Here is a 16,284-nt window from a genome sequence, read left to right on the forward strand (position 1 = left end):
CGGTCAAACCATCCAGGAGCACCCATGTTGCATGAAGTCAGCGGCGATATTCTTCTTTCCAGGGCACAGGCCATTGCGCACGGTGTCTCGCCCAACGATTCGTTCAGTTCCGGCCTCGCGCTGGCGCTGCGCGAGAACTGGCCCTCGCTGTACAAGGACTTCCGCCACTATTGCCAGACCCGCCACCCGCAGCCGGGCGAGCTGTGGACCTGGACCAATGCCGAGGGCCAGCGCGTGATCAACCTCATGACGCAGGACGCCGCATACGACACCGGCGCCAAGCCGGGCAAGGCGACGGTCGAGCGCGTCAACCACACGCTGCGGACGCTGCGCAAGCTGGTCGAGGAAGAAAAGGTCGCCAGCCTCGCCCTGCCGCGCCTCGCCACCGGCGTCGGCGGCCTCGACTGGAAGGACGTCGCGCCGCTGGTCGAGCGCCACCTGGGCGACCTGGAGATCCCGGTCTACCTGTACACGACCTACCGCAAGGGCGTCGCCGCCGCGGAAACGGCGGCCCGCTGATCCGGACGGCGGCCCCGCCGCTCAGCCGTCGAGCTCGGGGTAGGCGCGGAAGATGCCGTCCTCGTTGAAGGCGATCCGCCGCGGACTCCGCAGGTAGTCGTGCACCCGCTGCCGCCGGCCCACGTTGGCATGCAGCTTCGCCACCGCCGGCGTGTCGGCCAACGCACGCGCGGCGGCCTTCGGGAAGGCATAGCGCAGCCCGGCCACGAGCTGGAACAGCGAGAGATCGGCGTAGGTCAGCGCGTCGCCGACCAGGTGCAGGTCCCCGGACGGATTGCGCTGCAGGATCTTCTCGAACCAGCCTAGGAATTTCGGAATGCGTTCCTCGCGAAAGGCCTTGGCACGCGCCAGCGCCGCCTCGCGCTGGTCCTCGTAGTAGAGCCCGGTCGACAGCGGATGGTGCGTGTCGTGCGCCTCGGCCACGCAGTCGGCGATGGTCAGCTGCAGCTGGTGCGTCCACAGCCCATCGGCCTCGCCCACGCCCGCCAGCCCGAGCCGCGGCCCGAGGTACAGCAGGATGGCCGCCGTCTGGCCCACCACGATGTCGCCGTCGACCAGGAAGGGCGGCGCGAACGAAGGCCGGGGGTTGTCCGGGTCGTCGAGCCGACGGGCCAGGTGCGACTCACCGCCGCCCTTCGACGGCGGTTCGCGCGCCACATCGACATAGGCGGCACCGGCGGCCTCGAGCGCGAGGCGGACGAATTCGCCGCGGCCCTGGATCGTGGGCCAGTAGTGGAGTTGATAGGCCAAGCGTCCTCCGCATGAAGGTGGTGGGAAGCGGAGGATACGAGAGCCGTGCCGCCCCTTCCAAGCCGCGCATCCGCGGACGGCGACCGGGATGCGCTGAGCGCACCCGGCCCTCGCCTCAGTTGCGGACGATCGCGCAGGCCACCACGCCCGTCACGACACCGGCGCGCTGCTGCGTGCGTCCCCCCCTGACGAATTGGGCAGAATCCAGGCCGATGCGCTTGACGATGGATCGAACCCTGATGCCGATGCTTGGCGGACTGCTGCCGATGCTGCTGGCCGCTCCGGCAGGCGCCGAGGACCTGGCCCAGGCCCTGGCCCGCGAGAACGGCTGCATGGCCTGCCACGGCCTGGTGCACAAGCAGGTCGGCCCCGGCTTTGCGCAGGTCGCGGCGCGCTACCGCGACGACCCGGCGGCGCCGGCGCGCCTGGCCGGCAAGATCCGAAGCGGCAGCGTCGGCACCTGGGGCCGCGTCATCATGCCGAGGCAGACCCAGGTCAGCGACGAGCAGGCGAAGCGGCTTGCGCAATGGGTGCTGACCCAGCCGTCGCCCCGCCCTCCCACCGATTGATGAGGCGGGCGGCCATCGAGCCAGAACACAATGCCTCAACAACAACGGAGGCGAAGCGATGAGTAGCGGGGCCGATGCGCAGGTATCCATCGAATACGACGCATCCCGCGAAGCGCTGTTTCATCCCGAGCAGCGGCCCACGGCCTTCGTCGAGGACCCGGACGACACGCTCACGCTCCCGGGGCTTGCAGTCGAAGCGGCGCGCCTGGCCTACCTGCGCGCCGATTCGAAACTGGACGCGTCGTGCAGGCTGACCGCGGCGCTGCACCTGGCGGGCTTCGGCGAGCCCGTCACATTTTTCGACCGGGCCACGGGCGCCTACGCCTTTGGCTCGATTCGCGCCCAGGACGGCTTGGCGATGCTCGCCTATCGCGGAACCCAGCCCGACGATCCCAGGGATGTCATGGCGGACCTGGGATTCCTGCCGAGCCCCTGGGCCGAAGGCAATGTGCATTCGGGATTCGGCCGTGCGGCCGAGTCGCTGAAGGCGAAGGTGCTGCAGTGGCTGGCGAACGAGGCCTCGGGCCGCAGGCAGTTGCTGCTGTGCGGCCACAGCGTGGGCGCCGCCATGGCGACGATCTTCGCCGGCCTGGTCGAGCCGACGCATGTCATCACGATCGGCTCGCCCCGTGTCGGCGACATCGACTTCATCGGCTCGCTGCCGGCGAGCGCGATGACCCGCATCGTGAACTGCGCCGACGTCGTGCCCACCCTGCCTCCGCGGATCACGCCCTACCACCACGTCGGCCACCTTCTCTACATCGACAAGGACGGCCTGCGGCACGACAACCCGGAAACCCCGTTCGTGCTCAAGGACCGCATCGTGGGCCAGGCCGAGCATGCCGCGCGCATGAGCGCCGCGCCGGAGCCCGACGCCATCGCGCTCCGGGCCCTGACCGATCACTCGCCGGTCAACTACCTGCGCGCATTCTTCTGAGGCGCATGCCCGCGGCGTCCGCGGGCCCTCATCGCAGTCTCAATCGATGCGCCGCGGCCAGTTGCCGGTCTTGCCTCGCTCCGACGCCGAGGTGTAGCAGGTGATCGACTTGAAGCCAACGCAAAAATCGGCATCGCAGACCTTGCCGTCGGAGGCCAGCCGGGTCGGACGGGCGGGCTCGGTGTCAAAGCGCACCGAGCGCTCGTAGCCTTGTGCCCGGCAGTAGGTGTCGGCGGCCATCTTGCCGCAGTACCTGCCCCAGACGTAGCACTGGTCGAGGCGCGCGAGCTTCTTGTAGGTCGGGTGGTTGAACGTGCCTTCGAGCGCGAAGGACGAAGTGGCCGCGAGCATGCCGATCGCGAGCAACGCGAACGACCTGCATGCGCCGGGCCATGGCCGGCCTGTGTGCTTCATGACGTTTCCCCGCGAATGATCGATGCAGCAAGACTAGGGCATCCGCCGCCGAATTTCCAGGCGGTGCCCCGGCGCGACTCACCACGGCGGTGGAGCCGTCGCGCGCGCGGTGCTGCGGCGCGTGGCCTTCATCCGCGTCGCGCAGCGCGTGGGCATTGCGCTGTCGGACATCGCCGAGGCCCTGGACACCCTGCCGGCCTCGGCCGCGCCCACGCGCGCCGACTGGGCGCGGCTTTCCGCACGCTGGCGCGCCGAGCTGGACGAACGCATGGCGCAGCTGAAGAAGCTGCGCGACACGCTCGACGATTGCATCGGCTGCGGCTGCCTGTCGATCGACCGCTGCCGGCTGCGCAATCCGGCCGACAAGCTGGCGGCGAAGGGGCCTGGGGCGCAGCGGCTGTGGCTGAAGCAGGAATAGGCGTCGGCGGACCGAGCGCCTTGCTCCGTGGCGCCGCGGCGACGCCACTGCGCACTACAGCGGCGCAGCCTTCAGCACCCCCCCAGCGCGCACGAAGTTGCCTCCGCCCAGGTGATGGATGGTCTGCAATGCCGCGTTGGCCTCGCTGAACGACCAATGCCCGCCGGCAAAGATGCGTGCATCCGCCGCCGCGGCCACCACCTCGCCGAAGCAGGTGTCATAGGCGTCTTCGGTATGCGGCTCGCTGATCAACCGGCATTCGAGCCAGGCAGCGCAGCCCGCCTCCGCCACGGGCAGCCCCAGCATCGGGCCGCGGCCCGCTTCGATGCCATAGCGCGCGAACTTGTCGAGCGTGCGGCCGCTCGTGCTGCCGATCGCGTGGGTCAGGTCGACCAGCGCCGTGCCGGGCAGGCAGATGCCGAAGGCGCCGCTGGCCATGACGAGTTCTCGCGTGAAGGTGTTCTTGTCGATCACCACTGCGATGCGAGGCGGCGTGAACTCCACCGGCATCGACCACGCGGCCGCCATCACGTTGCGGCGGGCGCCGTCGGCGCTGGTCACCCACACGGTCGGGCCATGGTTGACGAGGCGGCTGGCGTGTTCGAGCGCGACCGGCTGGAAGTGATTCATCGTGGACATCCTTGCGTTTCGACCCGGCATTGTGGCTGTCCCTGGCTCGCGTCGATTCATCGAGAATCGTGGTGCTGAGCAAGAAAACATATCGCTTTCGACAATGGGATCCGCTGCTTAGAGTCTGGTCACCGGCACTCCCCACAGCGATGACATCCATGACCACTCCCAGCACACCCATTCCGTTTCACCTGGCTTTCCCCGTGCGCGACATTGCCGAGGCCCGCGTCTTCTACGGCGAGCTGCTGGGCTGTCCGGATGGCCGAAGCGCCCCCGAATGGGTCGACTTCAATTTCTACGGCCACCAGATCGTGGCGCACCTGGCCCCTGACGAATGCGGCCACCGGCAGCACAGTCCCGTCGACGGCCACGACGTGCCGGTACGCCATTTCGGCGCCGTGCTGCCGATGGACCAATGGCGGGCCTTGGCCGACAAGCTCGTCGCGCGCAAGACCGAATTCGTCATCGAGCCCTACATCCGCTTCAAGGGCGAGCCGGGCGAACAGGCGACGATGTTTTTCCTCGACCCTTCGGGCAACGCGCTCGAATTCAAGTCCTTCGCGAACCTGGATTCGTTGTTCGCCGTCTGAAGGCGGCGCTCAGGCGCGCCGCTTGTCCTTGCGGACCTCGGCGGCCTCCCGCAAGGACTGGGCGAACTGCGCGACGATGGGCGGACTCGCCCGGGGCTTGCGCTGGAGCAGGCCGATTTCCCGGTGGAAGGTCGATTCGCCCAGCGAGACCACGCGCACGCCCGCAGGGAGCGGCAGGTGCGCTTCGACCAGCGGCACCAGCGCCACGCCCAGGCCCTTCGCGGCCAGGTGGATGAGGCCCGGGATTTCGTCGATCTCGATGGCATCGTTGACCGAAAGGCCCTCGCGGCGAAGGAATGCTTCCACCATCCGGCCGCCGAAGGAGGCACGGTCATAGCGAAGAAAGGGCTGCGACTCGATGAGCGTTCGCCAGTCCTTGCCCGGCACGGTCCTGGGCACGATCAGCACATAGGGCTCATGCACCAAGGCCTGCCACGCCATGTCCGGCAGCGCGCCGAACGGCGGCCGGATGATCAGGGCGGCATCGATCTGGCCGGCGTCCAGGTCGTCCATCAGGCGCATCGACACGCCGGGCGACACATGCACGCGAACCAGGGGAAGCGCCTTGCGGAACGCTTCGAGCGCACGCGCCAGCAGGGTCGGCTGCGTCGATGCGATGGCGCCCACGCGCAGCAGTCCGCGCGTGGCTGTGCCGCCGGGCGGATCGCCGAGCCTGGCGTAGAGGGTGCAGATTTCTTCCGCACGCGCGAGCGTGGTCTGGCCGGCGACGTTCAGGGTGGCGGACCGCCCGGTGCGCTCGAAGAGCTCGAACCCCAAGGATTCTTCGAGCCGCTTGATCTGGCTGCTGACCGCCGACTGCGTCAGGCCGATGCGCTCGCCGGCCGCCGCGAAGGTGCCGTGCTTGCAGACGGCGATGAAAGTCTTGAGTTCGCTGATCACCGGCCGAGCATCTCAAGGATCGATGCTCGGGTCAACGATGCATGGACGTTCGTTGTTGATGCGAACGCGCGGGCGGCAGTCCCGACGCCACGGCTGCCGAGGCTCGATGCCTCCGCAGCCGGGCTCTCTCGCTCACTTCGCCCGTGCCGGCCTCACGCTCAACGCCACCGATTCGGTGATGTTCGCAACCACCTGGTCGCCCACCTTGACGTCGCGCAGCACCTCCGGGTCGCGCACGTGCACGTCGGTCAACTGGCCGCTGGGCCCTCGCAGCGTGGCGATGTTCTTCTTGCGGTCGACGGCGAAGACATTGGCGATGATGGTCGTGCGCGTGGTGGCGACGCCGCCCGGCCTGGCGCCCTTGGCGGCCACGGCGGCCGACTCGGTCTCGACCCGCTCGCGGATGCCGTCGCCGCCCTTCATCAGCGCCAGCGCGACGCCGATGCGGTAGCTCAGGCGGACCCGGTCGCCGACCTTGACCTGCTCGAGGTTCCTCACGGCCGGATCGACCCGGAGATCGGAGATGTCGCCCTTCGGGCCCTTGATCGACACGATGCGGTGCGCCACGTCCACCGCCGTGATCTCGCCGGTGACCGACAGCACGGCCGAACCGCCCCGGGCGTCTTCGAGGTGGATGGTCCTGCGCTCCGGTGGTGTCTGCGCACCGGCGGTGCCGACGTAAAGGGTCAGCGCGGCGCATGCCGCAAGCAAGGCGAGTCTTTGGGGGTTTTTCATGTTGGGCCTGCGTTGGTGTGGAAAGGCCGGGCCACCATACGCGCACGCAGGCCGGATGTCACTCGCACTTAAGTGCAATGCCGGCCAAAGGAAAAAACCGCTACGTCGGTCAACGTGCGGGTCGCGGGGCTCGACGAGCCGAAATCGGGGTGATCGGCGCCGCGGCACGGGAGCGACGGGATGCGGTCAACACGCTTCGACACAACAGGTCGACATCGAGTTTGGAGTCGATAGCTGCGAAAGAAGCGTCTGCACGCTTCCGGACATGTATCTGGTCCCGCCGCCAGGAATCGAACCTGGATCTCAGCCTTCGGAGGGCCGAATTCTATCCGTTGAAATACAGCGAGAGGAGCTTCCGAAGCATCGGAAGCTCTCTATTATCGCTGATCAGACGGCGCCTGGCACAGGCCGGGTAAAACCCAGCCCCGCGAGGTACACGCGGAAGGCCTGGCGCCCGGTCGCCACGAGGTCGAACGCGGCCGGGTCCAGCAGCCAGTTCTGGATCAGCCCGCTGATCAGCGCATGCAGCCCCTGAGCCGCCGCCGGTGCCGGGATGGGCAGGCGCCTGCGGGTGCGGCGGACATCCGCCACCATCGCTTTCTCGAACTCGATCACGCAGGCATTGCGCGCCGTCAGGTGGCGCTGCTGCACCGATTCCATGTCGTGGGTGTATTCGACCTTGTGGGTGGCGATGTCGAACACGCGGCGCACCTGCATGTCGGTCGTCATGAGCTTGAGCGCCTCCACCATCTGGTGCTCGAGCTCGTCCATGGCCTCGGCGCCCCCGCCCGCGGACGCCCTGGCCACCTCGGCCTCCAGCGGCAGCGTGACCCGGTCCATCATGGCGTTGAAGAGCGCCGCCTTGTCCTTGAAGTGCCAGTAGATCGCGCCCCGGGTCGCGCCAGCCTGGTGCGCAATTTGCTGCAGGCTGGTCTGCGACACACCCTGGGCCTGAAACAGCACCTCCGCCGCATCGAGCAGGCGGTTGCGCGTCTCCTGCGCCTCTTCCTTGGTGCGTCTGACCACTTTCACACTCCGTTCATAAAATCCATCGGCCGGGCAAGGTCGCCACTATACATTCATGAATGTATGTAAGATAGAGGCCTTTTGCCGATAGTCAAGATCGCCGCGATGCTTTAGGCACCCGCGCGCCAAACGTCTTCTGTCCTCCCTTCAAAGGAATCACATGCCCGACTTGCATGTCTCGCGCCGTTCGCTGATCCCCCCGCGCCTCGCGGCCGTTGCCGCCGCCACTGTCGTGCTGCTCGCACTGAGCGCCTGCGGAAAGGGCGAGGCCCAGAAGGCCGACGGCGGCGGCCATCCCGCGCCCGAGGTCGGCGTGGTGGTCGCGACGCCGACCAACGTCGGCCTGGTGACCGAGCTGCCGGGCCGGCTCGAATCCACCCGCGTGGCCGAGGTGCGTGCACGCGCCGCGGGCATCCTGATGCAGCGCGTGTTCCAGGAAGGCAGCGACGTCAAGGCCGGGCAGGTGCTGTTCCGCATCGACCCCGCCCCCTACGCCGCCGCCGCGCAGAGCGCCGAGGCCAGCCTGGCGCGCGCCGAGGCCAACGCGATGCAGGCCCGTGCCCTGGCCGAGCGCTACAAGCCGCTGGTCGAGGCCAATGCGGTCAGCAAGCAGGAATACCTGAACGCGGTGGCGGCGGCCAAGACCGCCGAGGCCGACATCGCGGTCGGCCGCGCCGCCGTGCAGACCGCCAGGATCAACCTGGGCTACGCGACCGTGACGGCGCCGATCTCGGGCCGCATCGGCCGTTCGCTGGTGACCGAGGGCGCGCTGGTGGGCCAGGGCGGCGACGCCACGGCGCTGGCCGTGATCCAGCAGATCAACCCGCTGTACGTCAACTTCACGCAGTCGGCCACCGAGGTGCTGCGGCTGCGCCGGGCGTTGCAGGACGGCCAGTTCAAGCACGCCCAGGGCGGCGAGGCGGCCAGCGTGCGCATCGCGCTCGAGGACGGCAGCGAGTACCCGCTGCCTGGCCGGCTGCTGTTCTCGGACCTGACGGTCGACCAGACCACGGGCCAGATCACGCTGCGCGCCGAGGTGCCGAACCCGAAGGGCGACCTGCTGCCGGGCCTGTACGTGCGCGTGCGCCTCGAGCAGGCGCAGGCCGTCGACGCCATCACGGTACCGCAGCAGGCCGTGACCCGCACCCAGCAGGGCGACACGCTGACGGTGGTGGGCGCCGACGGCAAGCTCAGCAAGCGCACGGTGAAGATCAGCGCCGCCCAGAACAACCAGTGGGTGGTGCTCGAAGGGCTGAAGGCCGGCGAGCAGGTGATGGTCGACGGCTTCCAGAGGCTGCAGATGATGCCGCCCGGCACGCCCGTGAAGGCCGTTCCATGGACCGGTCCGAAGGGCGCCGCCGCCCCGGCACCGGCCGCCTCCGCTGCGGCCGCCCCTGCTGCGGCCGCGAAGTAAGGAGCCCGCCCGCATGGCCAAGTTCTTTATCGACCGTCCGATCTTCGCCTGGGTGATCGCCCTGTTCATCCTCGTGGTGGGCGGCGTGGCGATCACGCAGTTGCCGATCGCCCAGTACCCGCCGGTGGCTCCGCCGGCCATCGTCATCAACGCCGCCTACCCGGGCGCGTCCGCGCAGACGCTCGAGGACAGCGTGCTGGCGGTCATCGAGCGCGAGATGAACGGCTCGCCCGGCATGATCTACATGGAGTCGGTGGCCCAGGCCGACGGCACCGGCTCGATCACGATCAGCTTCGCGCCCGGCACCGACGCCGACCTGGCGCAGGTGGACGTCCAGAACCGGCTCTCGCGTGCCACGCCGCGGCTGCCCGCGGCCGTGACGCAGCAAGGGGTGCGGGTCGACAAGTCGCGCACCAACTTCCTGCTGTTCACGATTCTGTCGTCCGACAACCCGGCCTACGATCCGATCGCGCTGGGCGACTATGCCGCGCGCAACGTGGTGCCCGAGCTGCAGCGCGTCAAGGGCATCGGCCAGGCGCAGCTGTTCGGCACCGAGCGTTCGATGCGGGTCTGGATCGATCCGGCCAAGCTGCAGGGCTTCAACCTGTCGTCGAGCGACGTCACCAACGCCATCAAGGGACAGAATGCGCAAGTGGCCTCGGGCACGATCGGCGACCTGCCGAACGTGACCGGCCAGGCGATCGCGGCCACGGTGGTGGTCAACGGCCAGCTCACCAACGTCGAGCAGTTCCGCAACATCGTGCTGCGCGCCAACACCGACGGCTCGGCGGTTCGGCTGCGCGACGTCGCCCGCGTCGAGCTCGGCGGCCAGGCCTACGCGACCTCGGCGCGCCTGAACGGCGAGCCGGCGGTCGGTATCGGCGTCCAGCTCGCGCCCAACGGCAACGCGCTCGAATCGGCCAGGCTGATCCGCACCAAGATGGAGGAGCTCTCGCACTTCTTCCCGCAGGGCGTGAAGTGGGAGATTCCGTACGACAGCTCGCGCTTCGTCAAGATCTCGATCTCGCAAGTGGCCGAGACCCTGGTCGAAGCCGTGGTGCTGGTGTTCCTGGTCATGTTCCTGTTCCTGCAGAACTGGCGCTACACCATCATCCCGACCATCGTGGTGCCGATCTCGCTGCTGGGCACCTTCGCGGTGCTGCTGGCGCTGGGCTTCTCGATCAACGTGCTGACCATGTTCGGCATGGTGCTGGTGATCGGCATCGTGGTGGACGACGCCATCGTGGTGGTCGAGAACGTTGAGCGCATCATGAGCGAGGAAGGGCTTTCGCCACTGGAGGCCACGCGCAAGGCGATGCGGCAGATCTCGGGCGCCATCATCGGCGTCACCGTGGTGCTGATTTCGGTGTTCGTGCCGCTGGCCTTCTTTGCCGGCTCGACCGGCAACATCTACCGCCAGTTCTCGGCGGTGATGGTGGCGTCGATCAGCTTCTCGGCCTTCATGGCGCTGTCGCTCACGCCGGCGCTGTGCGCGGCGCTGCTGAAGCCGGTGGAAGCCGGCCACCACCATGCCAAGACCGGCTTCTTCGGCTGGTTCAACCGCGGCTTCACGCGCACCGCCAAGGGCTACGAGGGCCTGGTCTCGCGCATCCTGCGCCGCGCCCTGCGCTACATGGTGGTCTACGTGGCGATCATCGGCGCCGTGGTGTTCACCTACCTGCGGGTTCCGACCTCCTTCCTGCCGCAGGAAGACCAGGGCAACATCATCGTCAACGTGCAGCTGCCGCCGGGCGCGACCCAGGAGCGCACGCTCGACGTGATGAAGCACGTCGAGGGCTTCATCCTCAAGCAGCCCGAGGTGCAGAGCATGGTGGGCGTGATGGGCTTCAGCTTCTCGGGCCAAGGCCAGAACGCGGGCCTTGCCTTTGTGACGCTGAAGGACTGGCACGAGCGCAAGGGCCCCGGCGAGACGGCCGACGCGCTGGCGGGCCGTGCCTTCGGTGCGCTGTCGAGCGTTCGCGATGCCTTCATCTATCCGCTGAGCCCGCCGCCGATTCCCGAACTGGGCAATGCCAGCGGCATCACGTTCCGCCTGCAGGACCGCTCCGGTGCGGGCCACGAGGCGCTGGTCAACGCGCGCAACCAGCTGCTGGGCATGGCGTCGCAGAGCAAGATCCTGACGCAGACGCGGCCCGACGGCCTCGAGGATGCGCCGCAGCTGCAGATCGACATCGACCGCGACAAGGCGAATGCGCTGGGCGTGACCTTCGATGCGATCAACGCGACACTGTCGACCGCACTTGGCTCGAGCTACATCAACGACTTCCCGAACCAGGGCCGCCTGCAGCGCGTGGTGGTGCAGGCCGACGCGCCGGCGCGGATGCAGCCCGAAGACCTGCTCAAGCTGAATGCGGCCAATGCGCAGGGCAAGCCGGTGCCGCTGTCGGCCTTCGCCAGCACGCGCTGGATCACCGGCGCCCAGCAGACGGTGCGCTACAACGGCTACCCCGCGATTCGCATCAGCGCCAGCGCGGCGCCGGGCTACAGCACGGGCGCCGCGATGGCCGAGATGGAACGGCTGGCGGCGCAGCTGCCGACCGGCTTCGGCTACGAATGGACCGGCCAGTCGCGGGAAGAAAAGCTCGCCGGCTCGCAGGCCATCATCCTGTACGGCTTCGCGATCCTGGCGGTGTTCCTGTGCCTGGCCGCGTTGTACGAAAGCTGGTCGATCCCGCTGTCGGTGATCCTGGTGGTGCCGCTCGGCGTGCTGGGGGTGCTGCTGGCGACGATGCTGCGGGCCTACTCCAACGACGTCTACTTCCAGGTCGGGCTGATCACGATCATCGGCTTGTCGGCCAAGAACGCGATCCTGATCATCGAATTCGCGAAGGATCTGCAGGCGCAGGGCAAGGGGGTGGTCGAATCCGCGCTCGCCGCCGCACACCTGCGGTTCCGGCCGATCGTGATGACCTCGCTGGCCTTCGGGCTGGGCGTGATGCCGCTGGTGTTCGCCTCCGGCGCGGGCTCGGCGAGCCAGCGTGCGATCGGCACCGGCGTGCTCGGCGGCATGGTCACGGGCACGACCCTCGCGGTGATCTTCGTGCCGGTGTTCTTTGTCATCGTCCGCGGATTCTTCAAGGGCAGCGCTCGCCAGCACGAGGCCGACAAGCGCCATGCACAGGCCGCCGGCATCGAGGAAGAAAAGCATGACTAAGCGTTTCATCACCACCGCCCTGGCAGGCGCCGCCGCACTGATGCTGGCAGGCTGCTCGCTGATCCCGACCTACGAGCGCCCGGCGCCGCCGGTGCCGGCCACTTTCCCGAACGCGGCGGCGGCACCGACCGCGCCCGGGGAACTGCCGGCCGCCACGGTGGCCTGGCAGGACTACTTCACCGACCCGCGGCTGCAGAAGCTGATCGGCCTCTCGCTCACGAACAACCGCGACCTGCAGGTGGCGATCCTCAACATCGAGGTGGCCCGGGCCCAGTTCCAGATCACCCGCTCGGCGCTGTACCCGACCCTCAATGCCAGCGCCAGCGGCACCCGCCAGCGCCCGTCTCTGCTCGGCGACAGCGTGAGCTCCAGCTATTCGGTCGGCCTGGGCGTGACGGCCTGGGAGCTCGACTTCTTCGGCCGCGTGGCGAGCTTGAAGGACGCCGCGCTGGCCCAGTACCTGGCCACCGAGGAAGCCCGCAAGTCGACCCAGATCAGCCTGATCGCCGCCGTGGCCAACGGCTGGCTGGCGGTGCTCGGCGACGACGAGGCGCTGGAGATCACGCGCCGCACCATGGTCACGCGCGACGATTCGCTAAAGCTCACCAAGCTGCGCTTCGACAACGGCGTGGCGTCCGAGATCGACTACCGCTTCGCCGAGGCGCAGGCCGAAACCGCACGCGCCTCCTACGCGCAGCAGCAGCGGCTGCGGATGCAGGACGAGAATGCGCTGGCGCTGCTGCTCGGTGCGCCGGTGCCGCCGGAGACCGTCGCCGGCGGCGACCAGGGACTGCAGGCGCTGGCGCCGATGCCGGAGCTGCCGGCCGGCCTGCCCTCCGACCTGCTGACCGAGCGGCCCGACATCCGCGCCGCCGAGCAGCAGCTGATCGCGGCCAATGCCGACATCGGAGCCGCGCGCGCCGCCTTCTTCCCGCGCGTGACGCTGACCACCTCGATCGGCACGACGAGTTCGGAATTCTCGGGCCTGTTCGACAGCGGTTCGAAGGCCTGGGCCTTCGCGCCGCAGATCACGCTGCCGATCTTCGATGCCGGACGCAACCAGGCCAACCTGGACTCGGCGCGCGCGGGCCAGAAGATCGCGGTGGCGCAGTACGAGAAGTCGATCCAGTCGGCCTTCCGCGAGGTCGCCGACGCGCTCGCGGGCCGCGCGACCTACGACGAGGAGCTGCGCGCACTGGTGGCCCAGGCCAAGGCCGAGGAAACGCGTTTCCAACTGTCGGACATGCGCTATCGCGGCGGCGTCGCCAGCGGGCTCGACCTGCTGGATGCCCAGCGTTCGCTGTACACCTCGCAGCTTGCGACCGCGCAGGTCCGCCAGGCGCGGCTGCAGAACCAGGTCACCCTGTACAAGACGCTGGGCGGCGGCTGGGCCACCAAGTGACCCTGGGTCGGGCCCCGGCCGTTCCCGGACGGCCGGGGCCCGAGGGGCTCTCTATAATCCGCGGTTGATTCGAAAAGCCCCACCGAGCCCCCGATACTGAGGACGCAATGAGCGACGACCCGCACTACCAGGCCACAGAAGAAGCCCACACCGGCCCGATCAAGAATCCGAGGCAGTTGCTGCTCGCGGTCTTTTTCTCTTTCATCGCTCCCATCCTGATCATCGTCGGCCTGGTGTCGTTCGTGGTGTCGGGCACCCATCCCTCGGGATCGGCGGAGGGCGAAGGCATGTCGCTCTACGGCGTTTCGAAGGACACCCGTGACCGCGAAGTCGCCGAGCGCCTCAAGAAGGTCGGCAGCATCGAGATCCGCGACGCCAACCGGGCGCTGGCCACCGGCGAGGCCGTGTTCAAGGCCCAGTGCGTGACCTGCCACGGCGCCCCGGGCATCCCGGGCGCGCCGCACTACGGCGATGCCGCGGCCTGGGGCCCCCGCATCGGCCAGGGCTATGCCACGCTGGTGGAGCATGCGCTCAAGGGCAAGGGCGCGATGCCGGCCCAGGGCGGCGGCGACTTCGACGATCTCGAGATCGGCCGCGCCGTGGTCTACATGGCGAATTCGGGCGGCGCCACCTTCCCGGTGCCCGACCGGCCGGCGGCAGCCGAAGGCGCTGCCGCCGATGCGGCAGCCCCCGCGGTGGCAGCCGGCAAGTAAGCGATTCGCCCCCCGAAAACAGCCCGCGCGACGCGGGCTTTTTTCATGGTCGGGACGGTGGCGCGGGGGGCGCCGGCTGGCTCGCCGCCGGGCTCGGCACGAAGCCGAAGCGGGCCGGAAGGTCCTCGGCGCGGACGTCCTCGGGCACCCAGCGCCCCTGCTCGACCGCCTCGGCCGCCAGCCCGACGTCCTGCGTGTGGACCAGACCGAGCCCGACGTCCGCCACCAGGTAGAGCTTGCCCTCGCCGTCGAGCAGGCAGGCGGTGGGCTCGATCGGCAACCCGGCGTGGGAGCGGACCGACAGGTCTTCCGCGATGCGCCAGATCCAGGGAGCGGCTTCGAGTTCGACATAGACCCGCTGGGGCCCGTTCTGGAAGAACCACTGGCCCTTCTCGTCATGCTCGTAGTTGCGCTGGATGAAATCGATCAGCTTTTCGTGCCGCAGCTGCGAGCCCCTGGCCTGCGTGAACGGCCCCATGGCCTGCGTGCGGTCGTCGCGCATGAACCAGTTGCCGCGGGCATCGAGTCCGAGCCAGCCGTAGCAATGGGGCACGTTCGGCCACTTGGCCAGGGCCTGTTTGACGATGTCATCCATGAAGGGATTCTGCTCTCGCGGGTCAGAGGTGGTCTTTGAGCCAGTCGACCACGCGCTCGGGCATGGCGCGGACGTGGCCCGGGGGCGGCCCCAGCGGGAACCCCACATGGCCGCCATGGGCGGGTTGCCAGAGCGTGACGTGGCGGCCGACTTCGTCCTGGCGCGGCAGGCTGGCGGCCGGCACGAAGGGGTCGTTGACGGCATTCACCACCAGGGCAGGGATCCGGACTCGGTGCAGGTGCGGCTTGGCCGAGCCGCGCGACCAGTAGTCGTCGGTACTGCGAAAACCGTGCAGCGGCGCGGTGAAGACGTTGTCGAAGGCGTAGAGGTCACGGGCCGCGAGCAGCTTGTCGCGGTCGAACAGGCCCGGATGCTGGGCCAGCTTGGCCAGCGCCTTGGGCTTCATGGTCGACAGGAACATCCGCGTGTAGACCAGCCGGTTGAAGCCGCGGCCGATCGCGGCGCCGCCGGCCGCCAGGTCCAGCGGGGCGGAAATGGAAGCCACCGCATTCGCCAGCTTCGAGGCCTCGCCCCCGGCCTCCTCGGCCCAGCGCATCAGCGCATTGCCGCCGAGCGAGACGCCGGCCGCCAGCAGCGGCTGCGCCGGGTCCCGCCGCGCGCGCAGCCGGGCCAGGATCCAGCCGATCTCCTCGAAGTCGCCCGAGTGGTAGGCCCGCGGCGCCAGGTTGAGCTCGCCGCTGCAGCCGCGGAAATGCGGCACGGCATAGTCCCAGCCGCGGGCGTGCGCGAAGGCCGCGAAGGCTTCCGCGTAATGGCTGCGCGACGAGCCTTCGAGGCCATGGAACAGCACCAGCAGCGGCCTCGGGCCGGCCACCGCGGCATCCAGGAAGTCGACGTCGATGAAATCGCCGTCGGGCGTGGTCCAGCGCTCGCGCCGGTAGCCGGGCAGCGGCGCCTCGGCGCGCCGGGCATACAGCGCCGGCCAGATGGTCTGCAGATTGCCGCCCGGCAGCCAGCGTGGCGCGACGTATTGCATGGCTCAGTGCAGCGTCTGCGGCGCTTCGACGGCGTCGCCGGGTTCGTGGGCACTGCCGGGGCTGGCATGGTGCGCGACCATGCGCCAGCCCTGCGCGGTGCGGTGATAGACGTTGGTGGCGAGCACGAAGGCGTGGCGCGGCCCTTCGGCGGTCAACACCTCGATGCGCTCCAGCACGTTGTGCACCGCGCTGGCGAGCGACTCGACCTTGCGCACCCGCGCCGGCGTGGCCTGGATGGCGCCGTTGCCGAACATGTGCTCGAAGGCGGCGCGGATCGCCTCGGCCCCGACCAGCCGCGGACCGCCCGGGTGGACGCAGAACACTTCTTCCTCGTCGGCCCAGCAGTCCATCAGGGCATCGACGTCGCCGCGCTGCAGGGCTTCGTAGAAGGCGGCTTCGACGTCGTCAGCGGTGCCGCCGATGGCGCTGGCGCGGAGTTTGGCTTTGGTGGACATGGAGGGTGCTGCCGGAGTTGGTGATTTTGCCTCGGTCGCGTGTC

General features: G+C 68.9%; 17 protein-coding genes, 1 tRNA gene and 1 pseudogene. 9 read left to right on the forward strand and 10 right to left on the reverse strand.

The features are described from left to right. Nucleotides 1-24 precede the first annotated feature (24 nt). Nucleotides 25-519, forward strand: a complete 495-nt coding sequence (locus AC1DYD_RS23515; RefSeq protein ID WP_478175166.1) for a macro domain-containing protein — start codon at nucleotides 25-27, stop codon at nucleotides 517-519. A 21-nt stretch (nucleotides 520-540) separates the two neighbouring features. Here AC1DYD_RS23515 and AC1DYD_RS23520 read toward each other — a convergent pair whose 3' ends face one another. After that, complete coding sequence (locus AC1DYD_RS23520) at nucleotides 541-1,269, reverse strand: glutathione S-transferase (RefSeq protein WP_478175167.1); 729 nt, start codon at nucleotides 1,267-1,269, stop codon at nucleotides 541-543. Nucleotides 1,270-1,493: 224 nt separating this feature from the next. Between AC1DYD_RS23520 and AC1DYD_RS23525 the strand changes: the two genes are divergently transcribed. Both AC1DYD_RS23525 and AC1DYD_RS23530 read left to right on the forward strand, forming a co-directional pair. Further along, the gene (locus AC1DYD_RS23525; RefSeq protein WP_478175168.1) at nucleotides 1,494-1,838 is read left to right on the forward strand and encodes a c-type cytochrome; all 345 of its coding nucleotides are present in this window, start codon (nucleotides 1,494-1,496) and stop codon (nucleotides 1,836-1,838) included. Between the two features lie 58 nt (nucleotides 1,839-1,896). After that, a complete protein-coding gene (locus AC1DYD_RS23530; protein ID WP_478175169.1) occupies nucleotides 1,897-2,775 on the forward strand; it encodes a lipase family protein in 879 nt (292 codons plus the stop codon). 39 nt (nucleotides 2,776-2,814) lie between these two features. Here the strand turns inward: AC1DYD_RS23530 and AC1DYD_RS23535 are convergent, their stop codons facing one another. Beyond that, entirely contained in the window at nucleotides 2,815-3,189 is a 375-nt protein-coding gene (locus AC1DYD_RS23535) for a hypothetical protein (protein ID WP_478175170.1), read from the reverse strand. A 103-nt stretch (nucleotides 3,190-3,292) separates the two neighbouring features. On the opposite strand from AC1DYD_RS23535, the pseudogene soxR reads away from it, so the two are divergent. Further along, nucleotides 3,293-3,607 (forward strand): annotated as a pseudogene (soxR, locus tag AC1DYD_RS23540) (redox-sensitive transcriptional activator SoxR); the annotation flags it as partial. A gap of 54 nt (nucleotides 3,608-3,661) precedes the next feature. Here the strand turns inward: soxR and AC1DYD_RS23545 are convergent. Next, a complete protein-coding gene (locus AC1DYD_RS23545; RefSeq protein ID WP_478175171.1) occupies nucleotides 3,662-4,237 on the reverse strand; it encodes a flavin reductase family protein in 576 nt (191 codons plus the stop codon). Nucleotides 4,238-4,395: 158 nt separating this feature from the next. Between AC1DYD_RS23545 and AC1DYD_RS23550 the strand changes: the two genes are divergently transcribed. Further along, nucleotides 4,396-4,827, forward strand: a complete 432-nt coding sequence (locus AC1DYD_RS23550; protein ID WP_478175172.1) for a VOC family protein — start codon at nucleotides 4,396-4,398, stop codon at nucleotides 4,825-4,827. A gap of 9 nt (nucleotides 4,828-4,836) precedes the next feature. Here the strand turns inward: AC1DYD_RS23550 and AC1DYD_RS23555 are convergent, their stop codons facing one another. From AC1DYD_RS23555 to AC1DYD_RS23570, 4 genes are all read right to left on the reverse strand, one after another. Next, on the reverse strand, nucleotides 4,837-5,727 hold the full coding sequence (locus AC1DYD_RS23555) for a LysR family transcriptional regulator (RefSeq protein WP_478175173.1): 891 nt from the start codon (nucleotides 5,725-5,727) through the stop codon (nucleotides 4,837-4,839). A gap of 132 nt (nucleotides 5,728-5,859) precedes the next feature. Then, on the reverse strand, nucleotides 5,860-6,462 hold the full coding sequence (locus AC1DYD_RS23560) for a hypothetical protein (RefSeq protein ID WP_478175174.1): 603 nt from the start codon (nucleotides 6,460-6,462) through the stop codon (nucleotides 5,860-5,862). Nucleotides 6,463-6,734: 272 nt separating this feature from the next. After that, nucleotides 6,735-6,809, reverse strand: a tRNA-Arg gene (locus tag AC1DYD_RS23565). A gap of 40 nt (nucleotides 6,810-6,849) precedes the next feature. Beyond that, nucleotides 6,850-7,488: a TetR family transcriptional regulator gene (locus tag AC1DYD_RS23570; RefSeq protein ID WP_478175175.1), complete on the reverse strand. Its 639-nt coding sequence runs from the start codon at nucleotides 7,486-7,488 to the stop codon at nucleotides 6,850-6,852. A 160-nt stretch (nucleotides 7,489-7,648) separates the two neighbouring features. On the opposite strand from AC1DYD_RS23570, the gene AC1DYD_RS23575 reads away from it, so the two are divergent. The 4 genes from AC1DYD_RS23575 to AC1DYD_RS23590 all read left to right on the forward strand — a co-directional run bounded on the left by AC1DYD_RS23575 (nucleotide 7,649) and on the right by AC1DYD_RS23590 (nucleotide 14,192). Then, nucleotides 7,649-8,902, forward strand: coding sequence for an efflux RND transporter periplasmic adaptor subunit (locus AC1DYD_RS23575; RefSeq protein WP_478175176.1), 1,254 nt, complete (start codon nucleotides 7,649-7,651; stop codon nucleotides 8,900-8,902). 13 nt (nucleotides 8,903-8,915) lie between these two features. Next, nucleotides 8,916-12,077 carry an efflux RND transporter permease subunit gene (locus tag AC1DYD_RS23580; RefSeq protein ID WP_478175177.1) on the forward strand — a complete coding sequence of 1,054 codons (3,162 nt, stop codon included), beginning with the start codon at nucleotides 8,916-8,918 and terminating at the stop codon, nucleotides 12,075-12,077. Continuing rightward, nucleotides 12,070-13,479 carry an efflux transporter outer membrane subunit gene (locus AC1DYD_RS23585; protein ID WP_478175178.1) on the forward strand — a complete coding sequence of 470 codons (1,410 nt, stop codon included), beginning with the start codon at nucleotides 12,070-12,072 and terminating at the stop codon, nucleotides 13,477-13,479. The genes AC1DYD_RS23580 and AC1DYD_RS23585 overlap by 8 nt, the downstream gene beginning before the upstream one ends. A 107-nt stretch (nucleotides 13,480-13,586) precedes the next feature. Beyond that, on the forward strand, nucleotides 13,587-14,192 hold the full coding sequence (locus AC1DYD_RS23590) for a c-type cytochrome (protein ID WP_478175179.1): 606 nt from the start codon (nucleotides 13,587-13,589) through the stop codon (nucleotides 14,190-14,192). 43 nt (nucleotides 14,193-14,235) lie between these two features. Here AC1DYD_RS23590 and AC1DYD_RS23595 read toward each other — a convergent pair whose 3' ends face one another. Genes AC1DYD_RS23595 through AC1DYD_RS23605 form a run of 3 tightly spaced genes read right to left on the reverse strand, consistent with a single transcriptional unit; the run spans nucleotide 14,236 to nucleotide 16,240 of the window. Further along, entirely contained in the window at nucleotides 14,236-14,787 is a 552-nt protein-coding gene (locus AC1DYD_RS23595; protein ID WP_478175180.1) for a DUF2946 family protein, read from the reverse strand. Between the two features lie 22 nt (nucleotides 14,788-14,809). Next, nucleotides 14,810-15,784: a YheT family hydrolase gene (locus AC1DYD_RS23600; protein ID WP_478175181.1), complete on the reverse strand. Its 975-nt coding sequence runs from the start codon at nucleotides 15,782-15,784 to the stop codon at nucleotides 14,810-14,812. Between the two features lie 3 nt (nucleotides 15,785-15,787). Then, on the reverse strand, nucleotides 15,788-16,240 hold the full coding sequence (locus AC1DYD_RS23605; protein ID WP_478175182.1) for a YybH family protein: 453 nt from the start codon (nucleotides 16,238-16,240) through the stop codon (nucleotides 15,788-15,790). Nucleotides 16,241-16,284 lie beyond the last annotated feature (44 nt).

This window comes from Variovorax sp. P4_B11, from assembly GCF_056402355.1.

Bases quoted from the DNA above. Each gene is read 5' to 3' on its own strand.
- AC1DYD_RS23580 (WP_478175177.1), top strand. From the start codon at position 8,916: ATGGCCAAGTTCTTTATCGACCGTCCGATCTTCGCCTGGGTGATCGCC.
- AC1DYD_RS23525 (WP_478175168.1), top strand. From the start codon at position 1,494: ATGGATCGAACCCTGATGCCGATGCTTGGCGGACTGCTGCCGATGCTG.
- AC1DYD_RS23595 (WP_478175180.1), bottom strand. From the start codon at position 14,787: ATGGATGACATCGTCAAACAGGCCCTGGCCAAGTGGCCGAACGTGCCC.
- AC1DYD_RS23560 (WP_478175174.1), bottom strand. From the start codon at position 6,462: ATGAAAAACCCCCAAAGACTCGCCTTGCTTGCGGCATGCGCCGCGCTG.
- AC1DYD_RS23605 (WP_478175182.1), bottom strand. From the start codon at position 16,240: ATGTCCACCAAAGCCAAACTCCGCGCCAGCGCCATCGGCGGCACCGCT.
- AC1DYD_RS23575 (WP_478175176.1), top strand. From the start codon at position 7,649: ATGCCCGACTTGCATGTCTCGCGCCGTTCGCTGATCCCCCCGCGCCTC.
- AC1DYD_RS23515 (WP_478175166.1), top strand. From the start codon at position 25: ATGTTGCATGAAGTCAGCGGCGATATTCTTCTTTCCAGGGCACAGGCC.
- AC1DYD_RS23550 (WP_478175172.1), top strand. From the start codon at position 4,396: ATGACCACTCCCAGCACACCCATTCCGTTTCACCTGGCTTTCCCCGTG.
- AC1DYD_RS23545 (WP_478175171.1), bottom strand. From the start codon at position 4,237: ATGAATCACTTCCAGCCGGTCGCGCTCGAACACGCCAGCCGCCTCGTC.
- AC1DYD_RS23600 (WP_478175181.1), bottom strand. From the start codon at position 15,784: ATGCAATACGTCGCGCCACGCTGGCTGCCGGGCGGCAATCTGCAGACC.
- AC1DYD_RS23590 (WP_478175179.1), top strand. From the start codon at position 13,587: ATGAGCGACGACCCGCACTACCAGGCCACAGAAGAAGCCCACACCGGC.
- AC1DYD_RS23585 (WP_478175178.1), top strand. From the start codon at position 12,070: ATGACTAAGCGTTTCATCACCACCGCCCTGGCAGGCGCCGCCGCACTG.
- AC1DYD_RS23530 (WP_478175169.1), top strand. From the start codon at position 1,897: ATGAGTAGCGGGGCCGATGCGCAGGTATCCATCGAATACGACGCATCC.
- AC1DYD_RS23535 (WP_478175170.1), bottom strand. From the start codon at position 3,189: ATGAAGCACACAGGCCGGCCATGGCCCGGCGCATGCAGGTCGTTCGCG.